This window comes from Rhizobium sp. BK289 (assembly GCF_014193575.1).
GTDB classification, from domain to species: Bacteria; Pseudomonadota; Alphaproteobacteria; order Rhizobiales; family Rhizobiaceae; genus Rhizobium; species Rhizobium tropici_C.
The window spans coordinates 328,513-352,929 of the sequence record NZ_JACHZO010000002.1 but is presented as its reverse complement, the minus strand read 5'-3'; the positions used below and the strand labels follow the sequence as shown (position 1 = coordinate 352,929).

The following is a 24,417-nucleotide window of genomic DNA, read 5'->3' as shown; positions in this document are numbered from 1 at the left end:
ACAGTGAAGCCCTTGAAGATCGCCATCGTCGGCGCCGGACCTGCCGGTCTTGCCGCCTCTCTCTTTCTCACTCGCGCTGGCCACACGACCGATATCATCGAACGGTTCGATAGCCCGGCTCCCGTCGGTTCGGCGCTGATGCTGCAGCCCACCGGGTTGACCGTGCTGGAATCGCTCGGGCTCGGCCCCGCGATCCATGCGGCCGGGAATCGGATCAATCGATTGTTCGGTACGGAAACCACCCGTGGCCGCATCGTCCTCGATGTGCGCTACAATGCATTGCCGGGCGGGCGCTATGGGCTTGGCGTTCATCGTGCGGCACTGTTCGATACGCTTTACGATGAAGTCTCCGCGCGGCGGCATCCGATCCATACCGGACAGCACGTCATCGGCGTTGCAAAGGAGGATGGTGAAAGCTATCTCTCCGTCGAAGGGGGCGAGCGCCTCGGGCCATATGATCTCGTCATCGACGCCAGTGGTGCACGCTCGGAACTGGTCGCAGCCTCGCCTGTCGCGCCGCGTGCCCGCAACCTCGTTTACGGCGCTTTCTGGGCGACGCTCGACTGTCCGGACGGGCTGGTGGATCAGGCGGCGCTGACGCAGCGCTATGACAAGGCCAGCGTGATGATCGGCATCTTGCCGATCGGCAGCAGAAGGTCGGATTTACCGAAGCAGGCGGCTCTATTCTGGAGCCTGAAGGTCGCGGATGCGGATGAGGTGCGTAGGCACGGGCTCGAGCGTTGGAAGCAGACGATCCGCGGCTACTGGCCGGAATGCGAGCCCTTGCTGGAGCAGATCACTGACTGGGATCAGTTGACGCTGGCGCGTTATGCCCATCGTACAGTGATGAGACCCTATAGCGGGCGGACTGTCTTCGTCGGCGATGCAGCGCATTCCACCAGCCCGCAGCTCGGGCAGGGCGCCAATATGGCTCTACTCGATGTCGCGGCGCTGGCGCATGCTCTGGCAGGACATGAAACGATCGAGGCTGCTCTTGCTGCCTATGCCAAGGCACGGCGGATACATGTGCGGTTATTCCAGCTGCTGTCTGCCGCCTTTACGCCCTTCTACCAATCGGATTCGGCAGCATTGGCCTGGATCCGCGACCGGCTGGTCGCGACCATTGCCCAAGTGCCGCCCGCGCCGCAGATCCTGGCCGGCATCGTCTCCGGCACGCTGATCGACCCGTTCCGTGGCGCCGGCTTGCGGGAATGTGACTGGCTGCGGCTGGCTGTACCGCATCCGTCTTGATCAGTTCTTGCGCTCGGTCAGGAAGGCAAGCAGCGCGATGACCGGGAAGGCGACGCCGATCCAGGAGGCCATGTTCCAGCCGCCGATGGCATAGGCCCAGCCGCCAAGCGCCGAGCCGAGGGCGCCGCCGGCGAAGAAGGTCGCCATATAGAGGCCGTTGAGACGGCTGCGATGCTCGGCGCTGAGCGCGAAGATGGCGCGCTGACCGAGCACGAGGTTCGTCTGGACGCCGAAGTCGAGCATGATGCCCGACAGCGTCAGCGTGATCAGCGCCAGCAATGAACCGCTGCCGGAAAAATGGCCGATCAGGAAGGCGATAATGGCGAGCACCAGGGCGAAGGCTGTGGCAAGCTTCGTCCAGCCGCGATCGGCAACGCGTCCGGCAATCGGCGAGGCGACGGCGCCCGCGGCTCCGGCAAGTGCGAAAAGCGCGATGCCGTTTTGCGTCAGGCCGAAGGCAGGGCTTGCCAGCAGCAACGGCGTCGTCGTCCAGAAGAGGCTGAAGGCGCCGAACATGCAGGCCTGATAGAGCGCACGCCGCTGCAGCACAGGCGTGCGAAGCGCGAGGTGGCCCATAGAGGACAGCAGCTGCCCATAATGCAGTTTCGTATGGGGCACGCGGGTCGGCAGAACGAGGCGCAGGATAACGATCAGCCCGATCATGACGCCGGCCGAGATGATGTAGACCGCGTGCCAGGATAAAAGCTCGGACAGGAAGCTCGCAGCCGGGCGGGCGAGCATGATGCCGACGAGCAGGCCGCTCATGACATTGCCGACGACAGCGCCGCGGCTGGCGTCAGGTGCCATATGGGCGGCGAAAGGGACAAGAACCTGCACCGCGACGGAAGCCAGGCCGATGCAGAGCGAGGCAAGCAGGAACAGCGATGGCGAGGAGGCAAAAGCGGCGCCTATGAGCGCGATGGCGGATAGCGCCACCAGGGTCAGCACCAGCTTGCGGTTCTCAAGAAGATCGCCGAGCGGCACGATCAGCAGGAGACCGAGGCCGTAGCCGATCTGCGTCAGCGTGACGATGAGGCCGGTGGCCGCAGGGGTGAAGCCGAGCGACTGACTGATGGGACCGGCGAGCGGCTGGCCGTAATAGAGATTGGCAGCCACCAGCCCGCAGGCGGCGGCGAACATGAATGTCAGCAGCGGTGAAAGGGTCTTTTCCGGGAGCGGTGTGCTCTCCCGTCTAGTGGCGGCAATAGCGGGCATATCTTGTCCTCGATGCGGGTAGGGGGAATTTGCCCCCGAAATTTCGATAGAATCAGTTCAGCAGTTTCATGGCCGTCTCGGCGGCGGCGAGCATGTGTTCGATCTTGCGGCCGGTCTTGCCGATCACGCGCATGCCCTTGGTCAGGGCCAGTAGGGTGCAGGCGGTGCTTTCAGGATCGACATGCTTCGGTACAGAACCGTCCGAATGACCGAGGCGAATGAGATCCAGAATGCGGCGCTCATCGAAATCGAAGGCCACGCCGACGCGGCTTGCGACCTCCTCGTCGAAAAGCGCAAGCTCCGTCGCGCTGCCGACCACGAGGCAGCCGCGGCGACCGATCTCGCCACATGATGCTTCGGCGAAGAATGTCACCAAGGCGCGCAGCTTTTCATGAGCATTCGGCGCCTCGGCAAGCGTCTCATCGATGAGTTGCTGGCGGACTTGGCGATACCGGCTGAAAGCAGCAAGGAATACGCCGCGCTTGTCGCCGAATGCCTTGTAGACGCTGCCTGCCGTGAGGCCCATGGCCTCGGTCAATTCGTTGATGGAGGCGGCATAATAGCCGCGCTCGGAAAAGACGCGCAATGCCTCGTCGAGCGCGGAATCCATATCGAATTCCCGTGGGCGGCCGCGAAGCTTCGGTGTGATGTCGATTGTGTCTGTGGTCATGTCATCCTTTTAGGAAATGATCGTTTCCAAAACAAGCGAATTTTTGCAACGCAGCAAGATATTGCCGAGAATGAGGCGGTTGGACGCGCTATTCGTGGAAAAACGCCATGTGGATCGTGTCCTTGTAGCGACCGTCTATGCGAAAGGACTTGCGCGCCAGTCCTTCGCGGACAAAGCCGACCTTCTCATAGAGCGCTATGGCTCTGTTATTGTCGGCATAGACGCTGAGTTCGACGCGCTCTATTCCCACATCACGCGCAGCTCGCAGCGTCGCTTCGATCAATCGACGACCCAGGCCTTGGCCGCGATAAGCGGGGATGAGGCCCATGCCGAGTTTGCCCGCGTGGGCGTTAGAGGGAAATGTATGGCGGCTGATATCGCACCAGCCGACCACCGTCCCATCGGCCAAGGCGACAAGCTGCGGATTGCCGTTTTCGATCATGCCAAGCACGAAGGCGCGGGTCTCCTCCAATGGAAAAGCTTCGAGCAGCGATAGATATTCCCGTTCGCGGGCCACCATATCGAGCGCCTTGTGAAAGTCTTCGATGTGTTCGGCAGTGATAGGCTCTATCCGGATTTCGCTGCACACGGTCATGGCTAATATCTCGATACAAATTTGAGATGCATCGAAGATAGGGTCGAAGCTAAAGCGTGTCCATGCGGGCATCCAGCCAGCTATGTTCAGAGATCGAGCTCCCAGGTCTGGCCGTTCAATTCCGGGCCGAACATGCAATGCCTTTCCTCCCCCACGAGCTTGAAGCCGGCCTTGACGTAGATCGCCCGTGCCGTGTCGAGGATATCGTTGGTCCAGAGCGAAAGCTTGCCGTAGCCGGCATCGCGCGAGAAACGGATGCATTCGTCGACCAGCAGCTTGCCCAGGCCAAGGCCGCGCGCTGTCTTGTCGACATAGAGCAGCCGGAGTTTCGCGACGCCGTCACCGCCATCTGCGATCATAGAGGAGCCGATATTCAGGCCGCTTCGTTCAGCGATCCAGCATCGATCCTTCTGCGGGTTGAAATTGGAGAGGAATTTTCCGGCGACTTCCGCCACCAGACCTTCGAAGCGGTCGTCCCAGCCGAATTCCTCCGTGTAGAAACGTGCCTGGCTTTGTACGATCCAGCCGATGTCTCCGGGCCGGTGGTTGCGGATGATTGCGGGAGATGCCGTGGTTCGGTCCCTGCCGAGCGTGTCCTGTATCGTCTGCATTGCCGCAACGACGCGTTCGGGTTCTCCGATCGCGAGCTTTTCGAAATATCCGGCGATCTGCGCGCGCGAGCGGCGGACGAATTCCTCGAATTGCACCTGTCCCTTATCGGTGACTTTTATGATCTGGCTGCGCGCATCGGTCGGGTCCGGCGTCGTTTCGATCAGCCCATCCTCGCGGAAGCGCTTGACGATACGGCTGAGATAGGCGGGGTCGAGATGAAGCTCGCGTGTCAGCGCGGAAGCGGCAACGCCGCCGCGGAAGCCGACTTCGAACAGCACGCGCACATCCGTGAGCGTATAGGGGCTATCCAGATAGGCCTTGTTCAGGACGCCGAGAAAATTCGTGTAGAAGCGGTTGAAGTCGCGAACGGCATCGATGGTCGCGAATTCGGCAGCAGGACTCATGGCATCGTCTCCTCAGATACAGGAGACGATGTTGGTTATTTACTGGACTCAGTCAAGTAAATTGATCGAAGTCAGGCAGCGCAGCTCTTGTTGTTCTTTTCATCCGCAAGAGCAAAGTCCACAGCCGCTTCGGCGTGGATCGTCGTGGTATCGAAGCCGGGCAGGATCAGCGCCTTTGGATCGAGGATGAGGCAGATCTCGGTGCAGCCGAGAATGACGCTGTCGGCGCCTGCGGCCTTGGCGCGCTCGATAATGGCGTTCAGCTTCCGGCGCGATTCGTCCTTGATGATACCGGCGCAGAGCTCGTTAAAGATGATATCGTGCGTGACGGTGCGATCTTCGGGGCCGGGGACCATGATGGAGACGCCGTTGTCAGCCATGCGTTCGGCATAAAAGCCATGTTCCATCGTGTAGCGGGTTGCGAGTAGCAGAGGCTTGACCCGGCCTGCTGCCTTCAAGGCTGCGGCGGTCTCATCGATGATGTGGATGAGAGGCGCGGAAATGCGCTCGGCAACCTGAGGCGCGATCAGGTGCATGGTGTTGGTACAGATGAGAACACATTCGGCGCCGGCGGCCTCCAGGCGTTGCGCAGCATCGGCGAGCCGGTCGGCGGCATCGTTCCAGCGCCCCGCCTTCTGCAGCGTGACGATTTCTTCGAAATTGACGGAGTACATCACCAGTTCGGCCGAGGAGAGGCCGCCGAGCCGATCGCGGACCATTTCGTTGATCAGGCGGTAATAGACTGCAGAACTCTCGAAACTCATACCGCCGATCAGGCCAATGGTGCGCATAATGCTGTTCTCCGCTCCTGGATTTTGAATGGAGGAATAGTGCGGTGATTCATCCGCCGTATGTTTGCGTTTTTTGAAGCTTATCAGGATTTCTCTGCAAATGTTTGCGCATTTTTCGATTTATGTGCAAAATAGCGGCGTACATACAGGGAATTACCGCAGATGCTGGACGAACGCGACCGAAAGATCCTCGAATTTCTGCAGGCGGATGCGGGCATATCCGTGACGGAGCTCGCCGATCGCGTCGCCTTGTCGGTGTCGGCGTGCTCGCGGCGTATACAGCGGCTTGAGGACAGCGGGCATATTGCCCGGCGCATCGTCGTGCTCGACCGTGAGAAGATGGGGGTGCCGACCACGGTCTATGCGATGATCAAGACGGCGCATCATGCCGACGAGTGGATCGAATCTTTCCGTAAGGTCATCGGCGACATCCCCGAGATCGTCGAGGCGCATCGGCTTACCGGGAATTATGATTATATTCTCAAGATCGTCTTGCCGCGTGTCGAGCATTACGATGTCATCTACAAGCAGCTCGTGCGCAAGATCGAGCTCTTCGATGTCTCTGCATCGATCTCGATGGAGGAGTTGAAAAGCGGCGCCTCCGTTCCTGTCGGGTATGCATATTAAATCGACAGCGTCGCGCGTAAATTCCGCATATCACATCGACAAAGCTCACATGGCGACGGTAGGCTTTTAAGTTGTAGAATCTATCTTGTGATTATCGCTCCAAGGGCAATCCGCTATGCGCAACACAGATATTCAGACTTACCTCCAGCCTGGTGAAAAACTGTTATGGCAGGGTCGACCAAAGCAAGGTTTCATGGTCGGCAAAAAAGATCTGCTGCTTGTACCCTTTTCGTTGTTGTGGGGCGGCTTTGCGGTCTTTTGGGAAAGCGCGGTCATCAGGCAAGGCAATGCGCCAATCTTTTTCAGGTTATGGGGCGTGCCTTTCGTGGCGATTGGACTCTATCTTATCGTCGGTCGTTTCGCGGTCGATGCATTCGTTCGCGCGAGAACTCAATATGCGGTCACTAATCAACGCATCATCATCTTGCGCGAAGGATGGTTTGCCAAGCTTCTGACCATGTCACTGGATCGCTTACCTGCCGTGGATCTCGATCAGAATGGTGACGGGACCGGTACAATCAATTTCGGAAGCGATACCGAAATCGGCTTCACACGCCGTGGCGGCGGTATGGGCATGTGGACGCCTGCACTTTCGAACGTGCCGCGATTTATTGGAGTCGCGGACGTGCGCGAAGTGTTCAATCTAATTGCGCGTGCCCAGTCCACAAAAGCATCCTAGCTCTCAGCATAAGGGAGCGGTGCAGGGGTGCCATGCATAAAAGACGGTTGCTGCTTACTCTTCTCAACCCTACGTTTTCAGCGAAACGTAGCCATGAGGTGTTGCCATGCAGGATCATCACGTTGTCGTTGTCGGGGGCGGTTTCGGCGGTGTGCAGTGCGTCAACGATCTGAAAGGCGCTCCCGTCCGCGTCACGATGATTGATCGGCGCAATCATCATCTGTTCCAGCCGCTTCTCTATCAGGTCGCGACCACTTTGCTCGCGACATCGGAGATTGCCTGGCCGATCCGCAATTTCTTCAGGGACCGTCCCGAGGTGACGACGCTGCTGGCGGAGGTCGTCGGCGTCGACAGCGAAACGCGGCAGGTCTTCTTGAAGAATGGTCAAAAGATTGGCTACGATACGCTGGTGCTGGCAACGGGGGCCACTCATGCTTATTTCGGTCATGACGAGTGGGAGCCGGTGGCGCCGGGACTGAAGACTCTGGAGGATGCGACGACCATCCGCCGCCGCGTGCTGCTGGCTTTCGAGCAGGCGGAGATGGAAACGGATCCGACCGTTCGTGAGTCGCTCCTGACCTTCGTCATCGTCGGCGCGGGGCCGACTGGCGTAGAGCTTGCCGGCATCATTTCGGAACTGGCAAGGACGACCTTGCCCAGGGAGTTCCGCAATATCGATACCCGAAAGGCAAAGATCATTCTGGTGGAGGCCGGGCCGCGCGTGCTTCCGGCGTTCGCTGAGGATCTGTCCGATTATGCGCGGAAGGAGCTGGAGGAGCTGGGTGTCGAAATCCGCTTCGGCAAGCCGGTCACCTTGTGCTCGGCCGAAGGCGTGATGATCGGAGACGCCTTCGTACCATGCCGCACCATCGTCTGGGCGGCGGGCGTCCAGGCATCGCCGGCCGCCAAATGGCTGGATATTCCTGCGGACCGCGCAGGCCGGGCGGTGGTGGATAAGGAGCTGCGGGCGCCGGGCAAGCAAGATATTTTCATCATCGGCGATACGGCATCCGTCCTGCGTGACGACGGCAGCCCGGTGCCGGGGATCGCTCCGGCTGCAAAGCAGCAGGGTGCTTACGTTGCCAAGGTGATCAAGGCGAAGCTGGCCGGCCAGCCGGCGCCGGGGCCATTTCACTATCGCCATCAAGGCAGCCTGGCGACGATCGGTAAAAGTGCTGCAATCATCGATTTCGGCTGGATTAAGCTTAAGGGCTGGCTAGCCTGGTGGGTGTGGGGCCTGGCCCACATTTATTTCCTGATCGGCGTGCGCTGGCGCATCGCCGTCGCCTGGAGCTGGCTTTGGATCTATATCAGCCGGCAGCACAGCGCCCGGCTGATCACGCAGAAGGAAACCATGCGCGAGGAATGAAAAAAAGGGCAGCCGCAGCGGCTGCCCTTTTCCTATGGGTTGCTGCGCGGCAGTGCTTATGCCAGCGAAGCGATATCGATGACGAAGCGGTAGCGGACGTCGCTCTTCAGCACGCGCTCATAGGCTTCGTTGATTTCCTGGATGTTGATCTTCTCGATCTCGGCGACAATGTTGTGCTCGCCGCAGAAGTCGAGCATTTCCTGGGTTTCCTTGATCGAGCCGATCATGGAGCCGGAAAGGCTGCGGCGGCCGGGGATCAGCGAGAAGGCATGGACCGGAACCGCATGCTCGGGAACGCCGACCAGCACCATGCTGCCATCATATTTCAGAAGGTTCAGATAGGCGTTCCAATCGATCGCCGTACCAACCGTGTTGATGATCAGGTCGAAGGTGCCGGCGAGCTTCGTGAAGGTTTCGGCGTCGCTGGTGGCGTAGTAGTCCTTCGCGCCGAGCTTGAAGCCGTCTTCCTTCTTCGACAGCGTCTGGCTGAGAACTGTCACGTCGGCGCCCATGGCGTGGGCCAGCTTCACGCCCATGTGGCCGAGGCCGCCCATGCCGACAATCGCGACCTTCTTGCCCGGTCCGGCTTTCCAGTGGCGCAGCGGCGAATAGAGCGTGATGCCGGCGCACAGCAGCGGTGCGCCCGAATCGAGCGGAATGTTTTCGGGGAAGGAGAGGACATAGCCTTCCTTGACGACGATCGAGTCGGAGTAGCCGCCATAGGTTGGCGTCTCGCCATCGGCTTCCACGTCGTTGTAGGTCTGAACCAAGCCCGGCATGTAGTGCTCGTAATCCAGATCGCGCGTGGCACAGGTCGTGCAGGAATTGACGAAGCAGCCGACGCCGACGCGGTCGCCGACCTTGAACTTCGTGACCTCGGAACCGACGGCGGTCACGATGCCGGCGACTTCGTGGCCGGGCACCATCGGATATTTCGAGCCGCCCCATTCGTTGCGGGCCTGGTGAATGTCGGAATGGCAGACGCCGCAATATTTGACGGAGATGACAACGTCGTCCGCGTTCGGCTCGCGCCGCTCGAAAGTGAAAGGCGTGAGCGGCTTGGACGCGTCGGTTGCTGCATAACCCTTTGCGATAGGCATGGGAGATTTCCTTATTTTTTCGGATGGGTTGGGAGTAGAATTTGGATGGCCCACCATGCATCAGGACCGGGTCACAGCGTTAGAGCGATCCTGCAAGCTTTATGTACGATCCTGCGAATCTAAATGTGCGGCAGGTCTTTCGCGATCGAATGGTGTTATCTAGATAAGCATCGATATCTGCACGAAAACAGTTGGTTGCGCATGACACTGCCTTTCAATCCCAATCAGGAACTCGCATCGATCGTTGCACGTTTCGCTCCGGGGGACGGCGAACACCGCACGCCGATAGACAATCTTAATCTCTATCGGCAGTCGGCCGCGACCGTGTGGCAGCATGGGGCTTACCGGCCCTGTTTTGCCATCGTGGTCCAGGGACGCAAGAACCTGACAATCGGCGCCGAGACCTACAATTACGGGGTCGGCGAGTATATTTTGACTGCGCTCGACTTGCCGGTGTCGACGCAGGTCACCAATGTCGGCAGCGATGCGCCCTATCTTTGCTTCGGCATGGCGCTCGACAGCGAACGGTTGAAGGAGCTGCTGTCGCGCGTCAGCGTTCCGCGTCAGGCACTGACTGCCGAGCCTGTGCGCGGAATTGCGGTCAATGCCGCCTCGCCGGAACTGCTCGATGCCTCGCTGCGGCTGCTCCGATTGCTTGATCGGCCCCAAGATATTCCGGCCATGGCGCCTTTGATCGAGCAGGAAATCCTCTACCGCCTGCTAACTGGTCCGAACGGCCCTCGGCTGCTGCAGATCGCCATGGCGGAGAGCCAGAGCAACCGGGTGGCGCGTGCCGTCGCCTGGCTCCGCGGCAACTATACGCAGCCGCTGCGCATCGAAGAACTCGCCGAGCGCGTCGGCATGAGCGTTTCCTCGCTGCATCATCATTTTAAGACTGTTACGGCCCTATCGCCGATGCAGTATCAAAAGCAGCTTCGGCTGCATGAGGCCCGTCGGCTGATGATCGTCGAGCAGCTCGACGTCGGATCGGCCGGTCATCGTGTCGGCTATCAGAGTCCTTCACAGTTCAGCCGCGAATATAGTCGGCTTTACGGCCTGCCGCCGCTGAAGGATGTCGAGGCCATGCGCAATAGCGTGGTCGCGGCCGAGTAGGCGATGTTTCCGACCAATCATTTGCGTCAAGCCCTATCGATCAACTGACCGACTCGCGGCAGCTGCTACCGTTTAGTAGCATGAAAAGCACTCTCTTTTTAACGCAGTGCAGCAACGAATTCCGCTTGACGGCTGTCTTGTCGTCCTGCATAAAGCGCCACGAACCGTACCGTACGGTACGCATTTGGGAGTGGCCATCGTGCTGAGCGAAGTAGGACAGTCGAGCGAGTTTTCGCCGCGCCAGAACGCCGTTCTGGAGCAGGCGCTGCGTCTGCTCGTCGACGGCGGCGAGAAGGCGCTGACGACCTCGGGCGTCGCGCGCGCCGCCAATTGCTCGAAGGAAAGTCTCTACAAGTGGTTCGGCGACCGTGACGGTCTTTTGTCGGCGATGATCACCTATCAGGCCAGCAAGGTTCGCACCTTCGAGCGCAATGGCGAGCGGCTGAATCCGGCAAGCCTGCATGACCACCTCGTCATATTCGCCCGCGACCTGCTGGAGGTTCTGGCGGGCGACGTTTCTCTCGCTTTGAACCGCCTGGCGATCGGCCAGTCGAACCGCGATGGCTCGAAGCTCGGCAAGCTGCTTCTGGAGCGCGGGCGCCGGCAGATCGACCGCCGTGCCATCGGTCTCATCGATGCCGGCAAGCGGGTGGGGTTGCTGCGCTTTGCCGATGCGGACGAGGCATATCACACGCTTTATGGGCTCATCGTCTCCGACCTGCATGTGCGCATGCTGCTCGGTGAGCCCGGTTTGAAGGATACGAGCCGTCAGGCTGAGAAGGCGGTCAGCGCCTTCCTCAAGCTTTACGGCACGGAAAAGGTATTGGCGGAAGCAGCAGCGACCGTCTGAGCAGATCCAAGTTTACACCAGACAAGCAAAGGGAAGGACAAACAATGCGCGTCTATTACGATCGTGATGCCGATCTCAACCTCATCAAGTCGAAAAAGGTCGCCGTCATCGGCTACGGTTCCCAGGGCCGCGCTCACGCGCTGAACCTGAAGGACAGCGGCGCACAGAACCTTGTGATCGCGCTGAAGGCCGGTTCGCCCACGATCAAGAAGGCCGAGGCCGATGGCTTCAAGGTCATGACCGTTGCCGAAGCTGCCGCCTGGGCCGACCTGATGATGATGGCGACCCCGGACGAACTGCAGGCCGATATCTATAAGGCCGATATTGCTCCGAACATTCGTGACGGCGCTGCGATCGCTTTCGCACACGGCCTCAACGTTCACTTCGGCCTCATCGAGCCGAAGGCTTCGGTCGATGTCGTCATGATCGCGCCGAAGGGCCCGGGCCACACGGTTCGCGGCGAATACCAGAAGGGCGGCGGCGTTCCCTGCCTCGTTGCCGTCCATCAGAACGCTTCCGGCAACGCCCTTGAACTCGCTCTCTCCTACGCCTGCGGCGTCGGCGGCGGCCGTTCGGGCATCATCGAAACCAACTTCCGCGAAGAGTGCGAAACCGACCTCTTCGGCGAACAGGTCGTTCTCTGCGGCGGTCTCGTCGAGCTCATCCGCGCCGGCTTCGAAACGCTGGTTGAAGCCGGCTACGCTCCGGAAATGGCCTATTTCGAATGCCTGCACGAAGTGAAGCTGATCGTCGACCTGATCTATGAAGGCGGCATCGCCAACATGAACTACTCGATCTCGAACACGGCCGAGTGGGGCGAATACGTCACCGGTCCGCGCATCATCACCGAAGAAACCAAGGCTGAGATGAAGCGTGTCCTCAAGGACATCCAGACCGGCAAGTTCACCTCCGAGTGGATGCAGGAATACCGTTCGGGTGCTGCCCGCTTCAAGGGTATCCGCCGCAACAACGACAGCCACCAGATCGAAGAAGTCGGCGCCAAGCTGCGCGGCATGATGCCCTGGATCGGCAAGAACAAGCTGGTCGACAAGTCGGTCAACTAAGCTTTCGGCGAGAGCTGGATTGGAGGGCCGGGGCGAAAGCTCCGGCCTTTCTATTTATGAGCGGCGACGTAGAGCCATCTTGTGGGCACGCCATCGAAACCGCCACCGTCGGCTTCGGTCATGGTGATGTTCTTCCATCCGCGAATGCTTAGCATATCCCGAAGCCATGAGGCCGACGGATAGTTGTAATAGCGTCCGAACTTGTCGTGCCCCTCTGCTTCACCCGCCTTGAAGCTGGCGTGGAAGATGCCGCCCGTCTTTAGGGCGCGCAAAATGCGATCGAAGATATCCGGCAGAACAGATCGCGGAACATGCAGAAGGCTGGCTTCCGCCCATATGCCGTCGAAGATTTCGGTGGCATCCAAGGCTTCGAAGCGCATCACTCGAACGGGCCTGCCGAGACGCTTTTCCGCTTCTCTCGCAAGTTCGGCGGAGCCATCCGTGGGCGTAACGTCGAAGCCGCGGGACAGCATGTAGGCGGCATCCTGACCGCCGCCGCAACCGAGTTCGAGGATGGCTGCGCCTGCGGGCAGGGCGGTCAGAAAGGCATCCAGCCTTTGGCGCGGCAGCCTGCGTTCACGCGCCGCGTAGACGACGGCGTTGTCGGTATAGAAGGACGATGTCGGATCGGTGCTCATGCTGGTTGGCGCCTTTTCGAGATGTATCGCGTTTAAGCGGAAAAGGGCAAATATCTATTATGCTTTGCCAAAATAGACCACGCGTTCCAGGTCCTTGAAATGCGCATCCAGCGTCAGAACGTCGGCGTCGTGCTGTTCGGCGGTGGCGTAGATGATCGCATCGGCGAGTGCGAGTTTGTATTTCGCAGAGACTTCGGCGGCGCGGCGGGCGAGAGCGGTATCGAGGGGAGCGACGATGCAGGTGGCGGTGTAGGCGAAGAAGGAATCGACTGCGTCCTCATCGCGCTCGCGCTCCAGCCATTTGGAAAGTTCGAGCTGGACGATAGTGGGGACGATACATTCGGTTCGCGCAGGCATCTCGCCTTGAAGCCGATCTGCAGCCGGACCTTGGGTCAGCCACTCGATCCAGGCTGAGCTATCAACGACGCGCATTAGAACCGGTCTTTCCGGTCACGGTAATTACCAGGGTTGGCGCCCTTCGCCATGCCCTTGAGGTCAGCAAGTTCGGGTACGGGGATAAGCAGCACACCCTTGCCCTTCGGAATGAAAACAAATTCCTGGCCCGCGCTCCAATGCTGCTGGTCACGAACTTCTTTCGGGATCGATATCTGAAATTTCGAGGAGAGAGTTGCGGTCGCCATTCTTACTTTTTCCGATCGATGGATAGGACGTAAGAATAGCACCCGAAGAGAGAAATGTGTAGGTCATTCGGAAGCGGTCCGAGCATCGGTGATCGGCAAAGCATCGTTGAGTTTCGAGAGTTGTTTGTCACTGTCACAAACAAAATAGGTCAGCATTATTGACTTATCTTTTATTGCGTGATCTTGTGACGGAAAGACCAAAAATTACGAGGAAGCCCCATGTTGAATTGGGAAAATATCTTTGCGACGCGCTCAAGCCGCATGCGCGCCTCCGAAATCCGCGAGCTGCTGAAACTCTTGGAGCGGCCGGATATCATCTCTTTTGCAGGTGGTATTCCCGATCCCGCTCTGTTTCCCGATGCCGAATTCAAGCAGGCCTATGCCGATATCTTTTCCGGTCCGACGGTGAATGCAGCGCTGCAATATTCGGTCAGCGAGGGCTACAAGCCGCTGCGCGAATGGCTTGTCGGCCAGATGGGCGCGCTCGGCATTCCCTGCGAACTCGAAAATGTCTTCATCGTTTCCGGTTCGCAGCAGGGGCTCGATTATCTCGGCAAGCTTTTCCTGTCGCCGAAGGATACGGCGCTTGTGACAGCGCCGACCTATCTTGGCGCGTTGCAGGCTTTCAACGCCTATGAGCCGGCCTATGACCAGCTGACGCCGAACGGCAACCGCACGCCGGATTCCTATCGCGCCGCGGCTTCGCAGGCGGGCGGCAGGGTGAAGTTCGCCTATCTCTCGGCCGATTTTGCCAATCCGACGGGCGAGACCGTCGATCTGGCCGGCCGCAAGAAGGTGCTCGACCTTGCCGAAGAGCTCGATATCGCCGTCATCGAAGACGCCGCCTATCAGTCGCTGCGTTATGACGGCGATCCGGTCGCGCCGATCTTGGCGCTGGAAATCGCGCGCAAGGGCAGCATCAACGACACGCGCACGATCTATTGCGGCAGCTTTTCGAAGACGCTGGCGCCTGGCCTTCGCGTCGGCTTCGTCGTTGCCAATGCGCCTGTCATCCGCAAACTCGTCCTGATGAAACAGGCGGCCGACCTGCATTCCTCGACCATCAACCAGATCGCCATTCATCAGGTCGCAGAGCGTGGTTTCGATGCGCAGGTTGCCAAGATCCGCAAGACCTACAGCCACCGCCGCGACTGCATGCTGGCGGCGCTTGCGAAATACATGCCCGACGGTACGAGCTGGACGAGGCCGCAGGGCGGCATGTTCGTCTGGATCACCCTGCCGAAGGGCATGGATGGCGCCAAGCTGCTCGCGCGGTCGCTAGAAACGGCGAAAGTCGCCTTCGTGCCCGGGCAGGCCTTCTTCGCCGACGGTTCGGGCGCGAACACCTTCCGCGTCAGCTTCTCCTGCGCCAATGACGAGATGATCGAAGAGGGCATTTCGCGGCTCGGCAAGCTGATCGCGGGCGAGATCGGAGCAATGGCGGCCTAAGCCGCCACCACCGTTTTTTACTTCGCCAGATGCGGGCCGATCAGCGCCAGATCGGCCTCGCTCAGCCTGTCGCTGGCGGTATTGCGCTGGTGCCAATAGGGATACATCAGCGGCGGTAGGCTGACGTCGTCCAGCCGCTTGCGTTCTTCGTCGGTCAGCTTCAATTCGGCGCTGGCAAGATTGTCCTTGAACTGCGCCTCGGTGCGGCCGCCGATGATGACCGAGGTCACGCCCTTTCGGCCGATGAGCCAGGCAAGCGCCACCTGAGCGGCGGAAACGCCGCGACCATCTGCGATCTCCACCAACCTGTCGACGATATTCCACAGACGGTTCTCATTGCGGATCGGCGGTTCCGTCCAGCCGGCGAACTGGCGCGTACCCTCCGGTGTCGCCTGATTGCGGCGATGCTTGCCCGAGAGCAGGCCGCCGGCGATCGGGCTCCAGACGAGAATGCCGAGGCCCTGGTCGATACTAACAGGCACCAGCTCGTTTTCCGCGTCGCGTGCTTCGAGCGTGTAATGGATCTGCTGGCTGACGAAGCGTTCGCGCTTGTCGCGCTCGCTGACGCCGAGCGCCTTCATGATGTGCCAGCCGGAAAAGTTCGAGCAGCCGATATAGCGGACCTTGCCCTGGCGAACCAAGGTGTCGAGCGCTTCCATCGTCTCTTCCAGCGGTGTCTGTCCGTCCCACTCATGCAGCTGGTAGAGATCGATCACATCGGTCTTCATGCGCTTCAGGCTCGCCTCGCAGGCCTGAATGAGGTGCTGGCGGGACGAGCCGGCATCGTTGACGCCCGGCCCCATCGGGAAGCGTGCCTTGGTGGCGATGAGCACGCCGTTCTTGCGCGGGCCGCCGATGATCTCACCGAGAATCTCCTCCGATGCGCCTTGCGAGTAGACGTCGGCCGTATCGAGCAGGTTGACGCCGGCGTCGATACACATGTCGACAAGCTTCTTGGCATCCTTGATGCCGAGATCGCCGACGGTTTTTGCCCAGCCGACGCCGCCGAAAGTCATGGTGCCCATTGTGATGGTGGAAACTTTGAGGCCGGAGCGGCCAAGCAGGCGATATTCCATAGATCTGTCCTCCTCGATCCCGTCTGAAATACGTACGTCAAGAAATAGCGCCGGATGCCGATCGTCAAGATTCAATCATCATACGAACGGCAATCTATTCAAATTCAACTGTCACAATCATGTTAAGCCCTGCGTCTAGACAACCTCCTACAACCTAGTCGAGGACGTTTTCATGAAGACCTTTGTTTCCGCCTTTGCCGGCCTGTTGGCCATTGCCCTTTTCTCCGGCAGCGCCAATGCCGCCGATCTCGTCCTCTATACCAGTCAGCCGAATGCCGATGCACAGGCGACTGTCGATGGCTTCATGGCCGCCAATCCCGGCATCAAGGTCGATTGGGTTCGTGACGGCACGCCGCAGATCATCGCCAAGCTGCAGGCCGAAATGCAGGCTGGCGCTCCGGTCGCCGATGTCCTGTTGATCGCCGATACGGTGACGCTGGAGCGCCTGAAGGAAGCCGGCAAGCTGCTTGCCTACAAGTCGCCAGAAGCCAAGAACTACGATGCCTCGCTCTATGACACCGACGGCTATTACTATTCCACCAAGCTGATCACGACCGGCATCGTCTACAACACCGCGGCCGCGATGAAGCCGGCAAGCTGGCAGGATCTGGTGAAGCCGGAAGCCAAGGGCCTCGTCGCCATGCCGAGCCCGCTTGCCTCGGGCGCCGCTCTCATTCACGCGCAGACGCTCGCCGGCGTCGGTAGCCTCGGCTGGGATTACTACAAGAACCTCGCCGACAATGGCGCGATCGCCTCGGGCGGCAATGGCGCGGTGCTCAAGTCGGTTGCTTCCGGCGAGAAGGCCTATGGCATGATCGTCGATTACATGCCGATCCGCGAGAAGGCCAAGGGCGCTCCGCTGGAATTCGTCTTCCCGAAGGAAGGTGTTTCAGCCGTCACCGAACCGGTGGGCATTCTGGCGAGCACGCAGCATGCCGATGCCGCCAAGAAGTTCGTCGATTACGTCCTCTCGGAAAAGGGCCAGGAAGGCTTCCTGAAGCTCGGCTACATCCCGGCCCGCAATGGTACGCCGCTGCCGCAAGGCTTCCCGGCACGTGACAGCATCAAGGTTTTGCCGTTGAATGCCGCCGATGCTCTCAAGAACACGGATCAGGACCTGAAGACCTTCTCCACCTACTTCAAGTCGAAGTAATCCGACCCGGATCTGGAATGTACTCATATATGCGTAGGGGAAACAGCCAGCCGGCCTGGCTGTTTCCTTTTGTTGTTGCCGTCGTGCTGTTGCTCAGCGTCCTGCCGCTGGCGCGGCTGGCGCTTACCGGCATCGAGGCACTTCTCAAGGGCGGGACCTATGAGCTCGTCACCGATCCCGCGCTCTGGCGCTCGGTCTGGTACACGATCGAAACGGCCGTGCTCGGCACCATCATTTCCGTCGTCCTTGGCAGCCTCTTCGCATTCCTGCTGACATTGACAGATCTTTCGGGCAGGGGGCTCATCGGTTTCCTCTTCGTGCTACCGATGATGATCCCGCCGCAGGTCACGGCGCTTGCCTGGGTGCAGATGTCCGGGCCGTCGAGCCCTTTGCTGAAAGCGCTGCATATCGCGCCGCCGCTCGGCTCGCCGCAGCCGCTCTATTCCGTCAGCGGCATCACGCTGCTCTATGGCGTTCAGCATGCGCCGCTGGTCTATCTCGCTTTGCGCGCCGGCCTGATGGCGCTGCCACGCGATGGTGTGGAAGCGGCAAGGCTTTCCGGAGCCTCAGGCCTGCGCGTCTTCCGCGATACTATTCTGCCCTTGTCTCTGCCCGGTGTCATTGCCGGAGCCGCGATTGCTTTCGTCTCCTCGATCGGCAATTTCGGTATTCCTGCGATCCTCGGCATTCCTGCCTCGATCTACACGTTATCGACCCTGATCTTCACCAAGTTCTCCAATTTCGGGCCGAGGACATTCGGCGATATCGCCGTACTCTCGACGATGATCGCCGTCATCGCCGTTGCCGGTCTTGCCGTGCAGGGCAGGGCTCTGAAGGGGCGTGATTACCGTGTCATCGGTATTTCCGGTGCGACGGCTGCCTTTTCGCTTGGCCGCTGGCGCTATCTGGCCTTGCCCGTGCTCTGCGCCATTTTGTTCGTCATGCTCGTCGCACCCTTCCTGGCGCTGGTCGCAGGCGCGCTGGTGCCGGCCTATGGCGTGCCGCTCACCTTCAAGACGGCATCGCTCAATGCCTTCACGGAAATCCTGTTTCGGCAGAGCATAACGCGGACCGCCTTTTCCAATTCGTTGTTTCTGGCGGGAATGACAGCATTGGGTCTCCTCTTCGTGACAGTGCTCACGGCCTATGCGCTGACGCGGCGCAAGGACGCGCTCAGCCGCATCGTTGGCGGCATGATCGAGATCCCCTATGCGCTTCCGGGCATCATCATTGCCGTCTGCTTCATTCTGGTGTTTGCCGCACCCTTGCCGATCCTCAACGTCACGCTTTACGGAACGATCTGGATCATCCTGCTTGCCTATTTCTCCGCCTATTTCGCCGTCAGCCTGAAGCCGGTCATGAGCGCTTTCCTGCAGCTCGATCCGGCGCTGGAAGAGGCGGCGCGGCTTTCCGGAGCCGGCTTCTTCCGCCGGTTGATCGATATCATCGTGCCGCTGATCGCGCCGGCGGCGGGTGCCTCGGTGATCCTCGTCTTCCTCATTGCCTGCAACGAGCTGACCGTTTCGGCTCTGCTCTGGTCGGCCGGCACGCAGACGCTCGGCGTCGTCATTTACAATCTCGACGACGGCGGCAGCGCCGATCTTGCCTCGGCCATGTCGGTCATCGTCATCGCCATGGTCGTCATCATGATGGTGCTTCTGGAAATCATGGCCAAGCGCCTGCCGAAGGGAGTGGTGCCTTGGCGAAGCTGATCCTCAACCATATCAGCAAGGATTTTGGTACCGGTGGCCGGGCTGCCGTCAATGCCTTGTCGCTCGATGTTCGCGAGGGCGGTTTCCTGGCGCTGCTCGGCCCCTCCGGTTGCGGCAAGACGACCGTGCTTCGAATGATCGCCGGCTTCGAGCAGCCGACGGATGGCTCCATCCATCTCGGCGAACGGCTACTGGCGGATGCCGTAAACATGTTGCCGCCCGAGCGGCGCAACATGGCGATGGTGTTTCAATCCTATGCGCTCTGGCCGCATATGAACGTATCAGACAATGTCGGTTATCCACTCAAGGTGCGCGGCATCTCCGGCGAGCGTTATCGCGAGAAGGTGCGCGAGGCCTTGGCGACGGTGCGGCTTGACGATTATGCCGAGCGCCGGCCAGCCGAACTCTCCGGCGGCCAGCGCCAGCGCGTGGCGCTTGCTCGCTGCTTGGTGACATCGCCCGATGTCGTGCTGCTCGACGAACCGCTCGCCAATCTCGACCGTCACCTGAAGAAGGAGATGGAGGAGACTTTTCGCGAGTTTCATCAGCGCTCCGGTGCCACCATGGTCTATGTCACGCACGACCAGAGCGAAGCGATGGCGCTTGCGACCGATGTTGCCGTCATGTCCAAAGGGCGGCTCCTGCAGGTGGCGCAGCCGGCGGAGATCTATGCACGCCCTGAAGGGAAAATGGTCGGCAGTCTGGTCGGGCAGGGCGCCATCCTGTCGATGGCTTTTCCCGACGGCGGTCCGCGCCGTATCGATTGGCCGTTCTTCCGGGGCTTATGGGAGAATCGGGCAGGCGGCTCGGCGGGCGCGGATGTTCTCGTGCGGCCGGAGGACGTGGTTGTCGACGGCGAGGGCATTTCATGCCGTGTCGATTCCGTTCTCTATGAGGGCGAGCGCTATGCGCTGAGGCTGTCTATGTCGGATGGACAGGTGTTGCGCGCCTATAGCCGCGAGGCTGTTGCCGTGGGCGATGATTATCGGGTCGCGGTCCGCTCGGCCTGGCGGCTTTGATCGGGCAGGGGACAAGATGGTTGTTCCCCGCCTTCTCCTATGCTTGATTTGCTCGAGGTTACGGATGGGAGTCGCGCATGTCCGATCATAGCTTTCCTATTTTCGATCTCGGCGCCTTCGAGGCGGCTGGTCATGAGGAGAAAAAGCGGCTCGGTGCGGAGGTGGATCGGATATGCCGCTCGACCGGCTTTCTGGCAATTTCCAACCATGGCGTTGCAGACGCCGTCATCGCCGAGGTCTGGAAGAAAACGCAAGCATTCTTCGATCTGCCACCCGAGGTGAAGCAGCGGGCGAAAACGCTCTATCCCGGTTATCCCTACGGCTATCTCGGGCCGGGCACCGAAGCGCTGGCAAAATCGCGCAATGTCGACACGCCGCCGGATTTGAAGGAAAGCTTCAATGGCGGCCCGCTTTCCGTTCCCGCTGATATGAGCGATCCGGAGGCGCTCGGCTTCTGCTATGCCGCCACCATTTGGCCGGAAGAACCTGATGGATTTGTGGAGGCATGGAAGGCTTACTACGGAGCTATGGAAGATTTGGCGGCGCGCATCATGCGCGTGTTCGCAACGGCGCTCGGCCTCGACGAACACTTCTTCGATCCTCACGTCGATGCACCGATCAGTGCGCTGAGGGCGCTGAATTATCCCGAGCAGCATGTACCGCCGCAGCCGGGCCAGCTTCGCGCCGGTGCGCATACCGATTACGGCAGCCTGACGATCCTTCTGCCGCAATCCGGCTCGAAAGGGCTCGAGATCATCGCTCCTGATGGCAACTGGACGCCGGTGCCCCCGGTGGAGGGGGCTTTCGTTATCAACATCGGCGACCTGATGGCGCTCTGGACCAACGATCGCTGGGTCTCGACCGTGCATCGCGTCGTCAATCCGCCGCCGGAGGAGGGCGGCATGCAGCGGCGGCAATCCCTGGCCTTCTTCCATCAGCCGAACTGGTTTGCCGAGATCGCCTGCCTGCCGTCGTGCCTGAAGGAAGGCGAGGAGCCGAAATATGCGTCTGTTCTCTCCGGCCCGTATCTGATGGGCAAATTCAAATCGACCGTGACCGCGAAGGCCGGGTGATATCGGTTTAGTGAACCGGCTCGCCTGCTTCTTCATAAATTGGAATGCTTCATGTCCCTGCGCCTTGCGACATTCAATGTCGAAAACCTTCTGACCCGTTTTGATTACACCGGTTTTCGCAACCAGTTGCGCCAGGATCGCGTGCTGCAGCTCTTCGATGTCCGCAATGAAGAGATCTATCAGCAGCTGGAAGCGGCGCGTGTGATCGCTGCGACCGACGACACCAGGCAGATGACGGCGCTGGCGATCGCAGACGCCGATGCCGACATCATCTGCCTGCAGGAGGTCGACAACATGGCCGCGCTGCAGGCCTTCGAATACGGGTACCTCTACCGCATGGTCGGCAACGGCTATCGCCAGAAATTCCTGATCGAAGGCAATGACAGCCGCGGCATCGATGTCGCCGTCATGATGCGTGAGGAAACGCGCGACGGCCAGCCGATCGTGCTCAACGACATCAAGAGTCACGCCATGGTGACATATGGCGATTTCGGTCTTTTCAACGACGAACTGGCGGAACTCGAGATTCATCCGGAAGACAAGATCTTCAAGCGTGACTGCCTGGAGCTGCATCTCCATATCGGCGGGGTGCCGTTTTCGCTCTATGTCGTGCATCTCAAATCGATGGGGCCGGCGCGTGAAGGCGTGGATGGGCGTCATGCGACCATGCCGATCCGCCGCGCCGAGACCTTGGCGGTTCGCCGCATCATCGAGAACCGGTTCGGCGCCGGTCATACGGCAACGAAGAATTTCGCCATCTGCGGCGACATGAACGACTATCAGGAATGGATCGATGTCATCGGCACGCGCCGCACGGGCTATCGTTTCGAGGCGCGGAACGAAGAGAAGGGCAGCGCGCTCGATGTCTTCAGCCATGACGGCTTTGCCGAAAATATCATGCAGCGGCGCGACGAACTCGATCGCTGGACGCTCTATCACGCGCGCGGGCCGCAGGAGCAGCGGCTGTGCCAGCTCGACTACATCTGGCTGTCGCCCGCTCTGGCGCGCGCCAATGCAACTCGGGTCCCGGATGTCGTTCGTTCAGGCCAGCCTTTCCGCACCATATTTCCACCGGGGCAGGAGGTGGAACGCTATCCCCGCGTCGGCTGGGACAGGCCGAAAGCATCCGATCATTGCCCCATCGTCATGACATTGGATTTGATATGACCTTCTCAGAACAGAACGACATGGCCGGCTGGCCGCCGGAAAGCACCGTGTTTCCCATCTCCAGCATCGACCTTGCCGTGTTTCCCGGCGAACATCCGTTTCACCTGCGCGAGCAGGAGGCGGCGCGGGAAAATTGGGCAAGGGAAATTGCCGCCAACCCATCACTTTATGACGGTCGCATGATCTTTCAGCACAGGCTGTCGCTTGAAGGCGGTGCAGTGAAGGGGGAGGCCTATGTAACGTCCTTCTCGACATTTCTCTTGTGGCGAAAGCAGCGGCAGCCGGGAGCTTTTCACCTTTTTGCCTTTCCCGTTATCGTATCGTCGGACGGAGCGATCATCGCGATACGCATGGCCGCCCATACCGCAAATCCCGGTCAGGTCTATTGCGCCTCCGGATCGATGGATGAGAACGATATCGTCGACGGGCACGCCGATGTCGAAGGCAATATGCGGCGTGAGCTGTTGGAGGAGACCGGCCTCGATCTACGTGATGCCGCTGCGGTATCCGGATATTACGCAATGCATATAAGGCGTTCGATCACGCTTCTCCGCGTTTTCCGTTTTCCGTGGACAGCCGAGGAGATACTTCGGCGGATCGAGGCGCATATGCTCGTTTCCGAAGAGGACGAGGTCGATGGCGTGGTTGCTATTCGATCGGCCGACCCAACGGCGCATCCCTATAATATTGCAATGCGTCCTATTCTCGCCTGGTTCTTCGGCAGCGACAAATAGCTTGGGCTTGCGCTAGGGTCGCTTGCCGGTATGAATAAGCGAATCTGGAAATACGGATGGAGGCCGGATTGACGCGCAGCTATAGTGTCTATGATGTGTTCACCGACAGCAAGCTGGCGGGCAATCCGCTCGGAATCATCTTCGAAGCCGAGGGCCTGAGCGACGAGGCGATGCAGTCGATCGCCAGGGAGCTGAACCTCTCCGAGACGGTATTCGTGCTGCCGCCGCAAAATCCGGCCCATACGGCAAGCTTGCGCATATTCACGCCTGCCCGCGAGCTGCCTTTTGCCGGGCACCCGACCGTCGGCACGGCGATCGCTCTGGCGGAGAAAGCCCATGCCAGCCATGGCGGAGATCTCGATCTTGTTTCCGTTCTCGATGAACGCCTTGGGCCGGTGCGCTGCGCCATCAAGCTGCGGCAGAACAAGGCGAGCTTTGCCGAGTTCGACCTGCCGAAGAAATCGCAGCAGATCCTGTTGCCGCTCGACAAGGCCGACATCGCCAACGCGCTCAGCCTGAACATCACCGAGATTGGTTTCGAGAACCATGTTCCTTCCATCTGGAGCGCCGGAGTGCCGTTTCTTCTGGTGCCGGTGCACGATGTCGGTGCGGCCGAGCGGATGGAATTCGATTCGCAGCTCTGGGAGAAGACGGTCCCCTTCGTCGATGGCGCGCTGGCCTCGGCCTTCATCTATTGCCGTGGCGGGGTCAACCATGCGGCGAAGTTTCACGCGCGCGTCTTTCCGGTCGGCATGGGGATCGTGGAGGACCCGGCAACGGGTTCGGCGGTCGCGGCGATGTCCGGCGCCATCAATCAGTTCGATGCGCTGCCGGATGGGCATCATCCCTTCATCGTCGAGCAGGGCATCGAGATGGGGCGGCCGTCTCTGATTCACCTCCATGTCGATGTCGACGGCGGCCTGATCACCAATGCCCGCATCGGCGGCCAGGCTGTGCGCATTGCATCCGGAATCCTTGAGCTTTGATTTTACGGGGTTTTTCGCGGCTTCTGAAATTTTTTTGACAAATAATCAAAGAAAATTCGTCTGGCCGCTGGACAATCAAACCGATCCTATTTATATGCCCGGTCACGCCGCCAGCAAGCGGTACGGGTGATTAGCTCAGTTGGTAGAGCAGCTGACTCTTAATCAGCGGGTCGTAGGTTCGAGCCCTACATCACCCACCATCTTTTCAGGCACTTAGCCAAGATTTACACTGATTGACGACGATGATTTGGAAGTCGTTTCCAATTCATTTTCCGGTTTCACATTTCAAACGCGACCGGCTCGATCTTGCTTCAACGCTTGTCCATCAGTTCCGTTGCGCCCTCCGCCCAAACATGGCGCAAAACTTCAAACGATGCGCGGTTGCTGTTGCCATTGTGACCGATCAGTCTTTGTCTGACGGGAATTGTC

Annotated in this window: 25 protein-coding genes and 1 tRNA gene; 16 read left to right on the top strand and 10 right to left on the bottom strand. The window is 59.9% G+C overall.

The window, feature by feature from the left end; translation table 11 throughout:
- Positions 1-3: 3 nt before the first annotated feature.
- Positions 4-1,251 carry an NAD(P)/FAD-dependent oxidoreductase gene (locus FHT84_RS05430; RefSeq protein ID WP_112343919.1) on the top strand — a complete coding sequence of 416 codons (1,248 nt, stop codon included), beginning with the start codon at positions 4-6 and terminating at the stop codon, positions 1,249-1,251.
- On the opposite strand, the gene FHT84_RS05425 is transcribed toward FHT84_RS05430, so the two are convergent.
- From FHT84_RS05425 to FHT84_RS05405, 5 genes are all read right to left on the bottom strand, one after another.
- The gene (locus FHT84_RS05425; RefSeq protein WP_112343920.1) at positions 1,252-2,466 is read right to left on the bottom strand and encodes an MFS transporter; all 1,215 of its coding nucleotides are present in this window, start codon (positions 2,464-2,466) and stop codon (positions 1,252-1,254) included. It lies immediately after the preceding gene.
- Positions 2,467-2,518: 52 nt separating this feature from the next.
- Positions 2,519-3,136, bottom strand: coding sequence for a TetR/AcrR family transcriptional regulator (locus FHT84_RS05420; RefSeq protein WP_112343921.1), 618 nt, complete (start codon positions 3,134-3,136; stop codon positions 2,519-2,521).
- Between the two features lie 88 nt (positions 3,137-3,224).
- Positions 3,225-3,731, bottom strand: a complete 507-nt coding sequence (locus tag FHT84_RS05415) for a GNAT family protein (RefSeq protein ID WP_112343922.1) — start codon at positions 3,729-3,731, stop codon at positions 3,225-3,227.
- A gap of 86 nt (positions 3,732-3,817) precedes the next feature.
- Complete coding sequence (locus FHT84_RS05410; protein WP_112343923.1) at positions 3,818-4,747, bottom strand: helix-turn-helix domain-containing GNAT family N-acetyltransferase; 930 nt, start codon at positions 4,745-4,747, stop codon at positions 3,818-3,820.
- Positions 4,748-4,818: 71 nt separating this feature from the next.
- Entirely contained in the window at positions 4,819-5,538 is a 720-nt protein-coding gene (locus FHT84_RS05405) for an aspartate/glutamate racemase family protein (protein ID WP_112343924.1), read from the bottom strand.
- A 162-nt stretch (positions 5,539-5,700) separates the two neighbouring features.
- Here FHT84_RS05405 and FHT84_RS05400 point away from each other — a divergent pair, with 162 nt between their 5' ends.
- From FHT84_RS05400 to FHT84_RS05390, 3 genes are all read left to right on the top strand, one after another.
- Positions 5,701-6,165: an Lrp/AsnC family transcriptional regulator gene (locus tag FHT84_RS05400; protein ID WP_112343925.1), complete on the top strand. Its 465-nt coding sequence runs from the start codon at positions 5,701-5,703 to the stop codon at positions 6,163-6,165.
- Between the two features lie 115 nt (positions 6,166-6,280).
- Entirely contained in the window at positions 6,281-6,844 is a 564-nt protein-coding gene (locus FHT84_RS05395; RefSeq protein WP_112343926.1) for a PH domain-containing protein, read from the top strand.
- 106 nt (positions 6,845-6,950) lie between these two features.
- Positions 6,951-8,213: an NAD(P)/FAD-dependent oxidoreductase gene (locus FHT84_RS05390; protein WP_112343927.1), complete on the top strand. Its 1,263-nt coding sequence runs from the start codon at positions 6,951-6,953 to the stop codon at positions 8,211-8,213.
- A 56-nt stretch (positions 8,214-8,269) separates the two neighbouring features.
- On the opposite strand, the gene FHT84_RS05385 is transcribed toward FHT84_RS05390, so the two are convergent.
- A complete protein-coding gene (locus FHT84_RS05385) occupies positions 8,270-9,313 on the bottom strand; it encodes an NAD(P)-dependent alcohol dehydrogenase (RefSeq protein ID WP_112343928.1) in 1,044 nt (347 codons plus the stop codon).
- Between the two features lie 201 nt (positions 9,314-9,514).
- Here FHT84_RS05385 and FHT84_RS05380 point away from each other — a divergent pair, with 201 nt between their 5' ends.
- From FHT84_RS05380 to ilvC, 3 genes are all read left to right on the top strand, one after another.
- On the top strand, positions 9,515-10,426 hold the full coding sequence (locus FHT84_RS05380; RefSeq protein WP_112343929.1) for an AraC family transcriptional regulator: 912 nt from the start codon (positions 9,515-9,517) through the stop codon (positions 10,424-10,426).
- A gap of 199 nt (positions 10,427-10,625) precedes the next feature.
- Positions 10,626-11,276: a TetR/AcrR family transcriptional regulator gene (locus FHT84_RS05375; protein WP_112344062.1), complete on the top strand. Its 651-nt coding sequence runs from the start codon at positions 10,626-10,628 to the stop codon at positions 11,274-11,276.
- A 44-nt stretch (positions 11,277-11,320) separates the two neighbouring features.
- Positions 11,321-12,340, top strand: coding sequence for a ketol-acid reductoisomerase (gene ilvC / locus FHT84_RS05370; protein ID WP_037202641.1), 1,020 nt, complete (start codon positions 11,321-11,323; stop codon positions 12,338-12,340).
- A 50-nt stretch (positions 12,341-12,390) separates the two neighbouring features.
- Here ilvC and FHT84_RS05365 read toward each other — a convergent pair whose 3' ends face one another.
- The 3 genes from FHT84_RS05365 to FHT84_RS05355 are packed head-to-tail and all read right to left on the bottom strand — an operon-like array spanning position 12,391 to position 13,619.
- A complete protein-coding gene (locus tag FHT84_RS05365) occupies positions 12,391-12,978 on the bottom strand; it encodes a class I SAM-dependent methyltransferase (RefSeq protein WP_112343930.1) in 588 nt (195 codons plus the stop codon).
- 57 nt (positions 12,979-13,035) lie between these two features.
- A complete protein-coding gene (locus FHT84_RS05360; RefSeq protein WP_112343931.1) occupies positions 13,036-13,410 on the bottom strand; it encodes a type II toxin-antitoxin system VapC family toxin in 375 nt (124 codons plus the stop codon).
- On the bottom strand, positions 13,410-13,619 hold the full coding sequence (locus FHT84_RS05355) for an AbrB/MazE/SpoVT family DNA-binding domain-containing protein (RefSeq protein WP_112343932.1): 210 nt from the start codon (positions 13,617-13,619) through the stop codon (positions 13,410-13,412). Before FHT84_RS05355 ends, FHT84_RS05360 begins: the two co-directional genes overlap by 1 nt.
- Before the next feature lie 219 nt (positions 13,620-13,838).
- On the opposite strand from FHT84_RS05355, the gene FHT84_RS05350 reads away from it, so the two are divergent.
- The gene (locus FHT84_RS05350) at positions 13,839-15,068 is read left to right on the top strand and encodes a PLP-dependent aminotransferase family protein (protein WP_112343933.1); all 1,230 of its coding nucleotides are present in this window, start codon (positions 13,839-13,841) and stop codon (positions 15,066-15,068) included.
- Positions 15,069-15,085: 17 nt separating this feature from the next.
- Here the strand turns inward: FHT84_RS05350 and FHT84_RS05345 are convergent, their stop codons facing one another.
- Entirely contained in the window at positions 15,086-16,144 is a 1,059-nt protein-coding gene (locus FHT84_RS05345; RefSeq protein ID WP_112343934.1) for an aldo/keto reductase, read from the bottom strand.
- 172 nt (positions 16,145-16,316) lie between these two features.
- Here FHT84_RS05345 and FHT84_RS05340 point away from each other — a divergent pair, with 172 nt between their 5' ends.
- From FHT84_RS05340 to FHT84_RS05305, 8 genes are all read left to right on the top strand, one after another.
- Positions 16,317-17,297 (top strand): ABC transporter substrate-binding protein, encoded by a 981-nt coding sequence (locus tag FHT84_RS05340; RefSeq protein ID WP_112343935.1) that lies wholly within the window; start codon positions 16,317-16,319, stop codon positions 17,295-17,297.
- Positions 17,298-17,314: 17 nt separating this feature from the next.
- Complete coding sequence (locus FHT84_RS05335; protein ID WP_183761348.1) at positions 17,315-19,009, top strand: iron ABC transporter permease; 1,695 nt, start codon at positions 17,315-17,317, stop codon at positions 19,007-19,009.
- On the top strand, positions 18,997-20,028 hold the full coding sequence (locus FHT84_RS05330) for an ABC transporter ATP-binding protein (protein WP_113249321.1): 1,032 nt from the start codon (positions 18,997-18,999) through the stop codon (positions 20,026-20,028). The genes FHT84_RS05335 and FHT84_RS05330 overlap by 13 nt, the downstream gene beginning before the upstream one ends.
- A 77-nt stretch (positions 20,029-20,105) precedes the next feature.
- Positions 20,106-21,101, top strand: a complete 996-nt coding sequence (locus FHT84_RS05325; protein WP_112343938.1) for a 2OG-Fe(II) oxygenase family protein — start codon at positions 20,106-20,108, stop codon at positions 21,099-21,101.
- Positions 21,102-21,152: 51 nt separating this feature from the next.
- Entirely contained in the window at positions 21,153-22,268 is a 1,116-nt protein-coding gene (locus FHT84_RS05320; protein ID WP_112343939.1) for an endonuclease/exonuclease/phosphatase family protein, read from the top strand.
- A complete protein-coding gene (locus FHT84_RS05315) occupies positions 22,265-23,002 on the top strand; it encodes an NUDIX hydrolase (protein ID WP_112343940.1) in 738 nt (245 codons plus the stop codon). Before FHT84_RS05320 ends, FHT84_RS05315 begins: the two co-directional genes overlap by 4 nt.
- Positions 23,003-23,070: 68 nt before the next feature.
- On the top strand, positions 23,071-23,988 hold the full coding sequence (locus FHT84_RS05310) for a PhzF family phenazine biosynthesis protein (RefSeq protein WP_169645003.1): 918 nt from the start codon (positions 23,071-23,073) through the stop codon (positions 23,986-23,988).
- 124 nt (positions 23,989-24,112) lie between these two features.
- Positions 24,113-24,188 (top strand) — tRNA-Lys (locus FHT84_RS05305).
- Positions 24,189-24,417 lie beyond the last annotated feature (229 nt).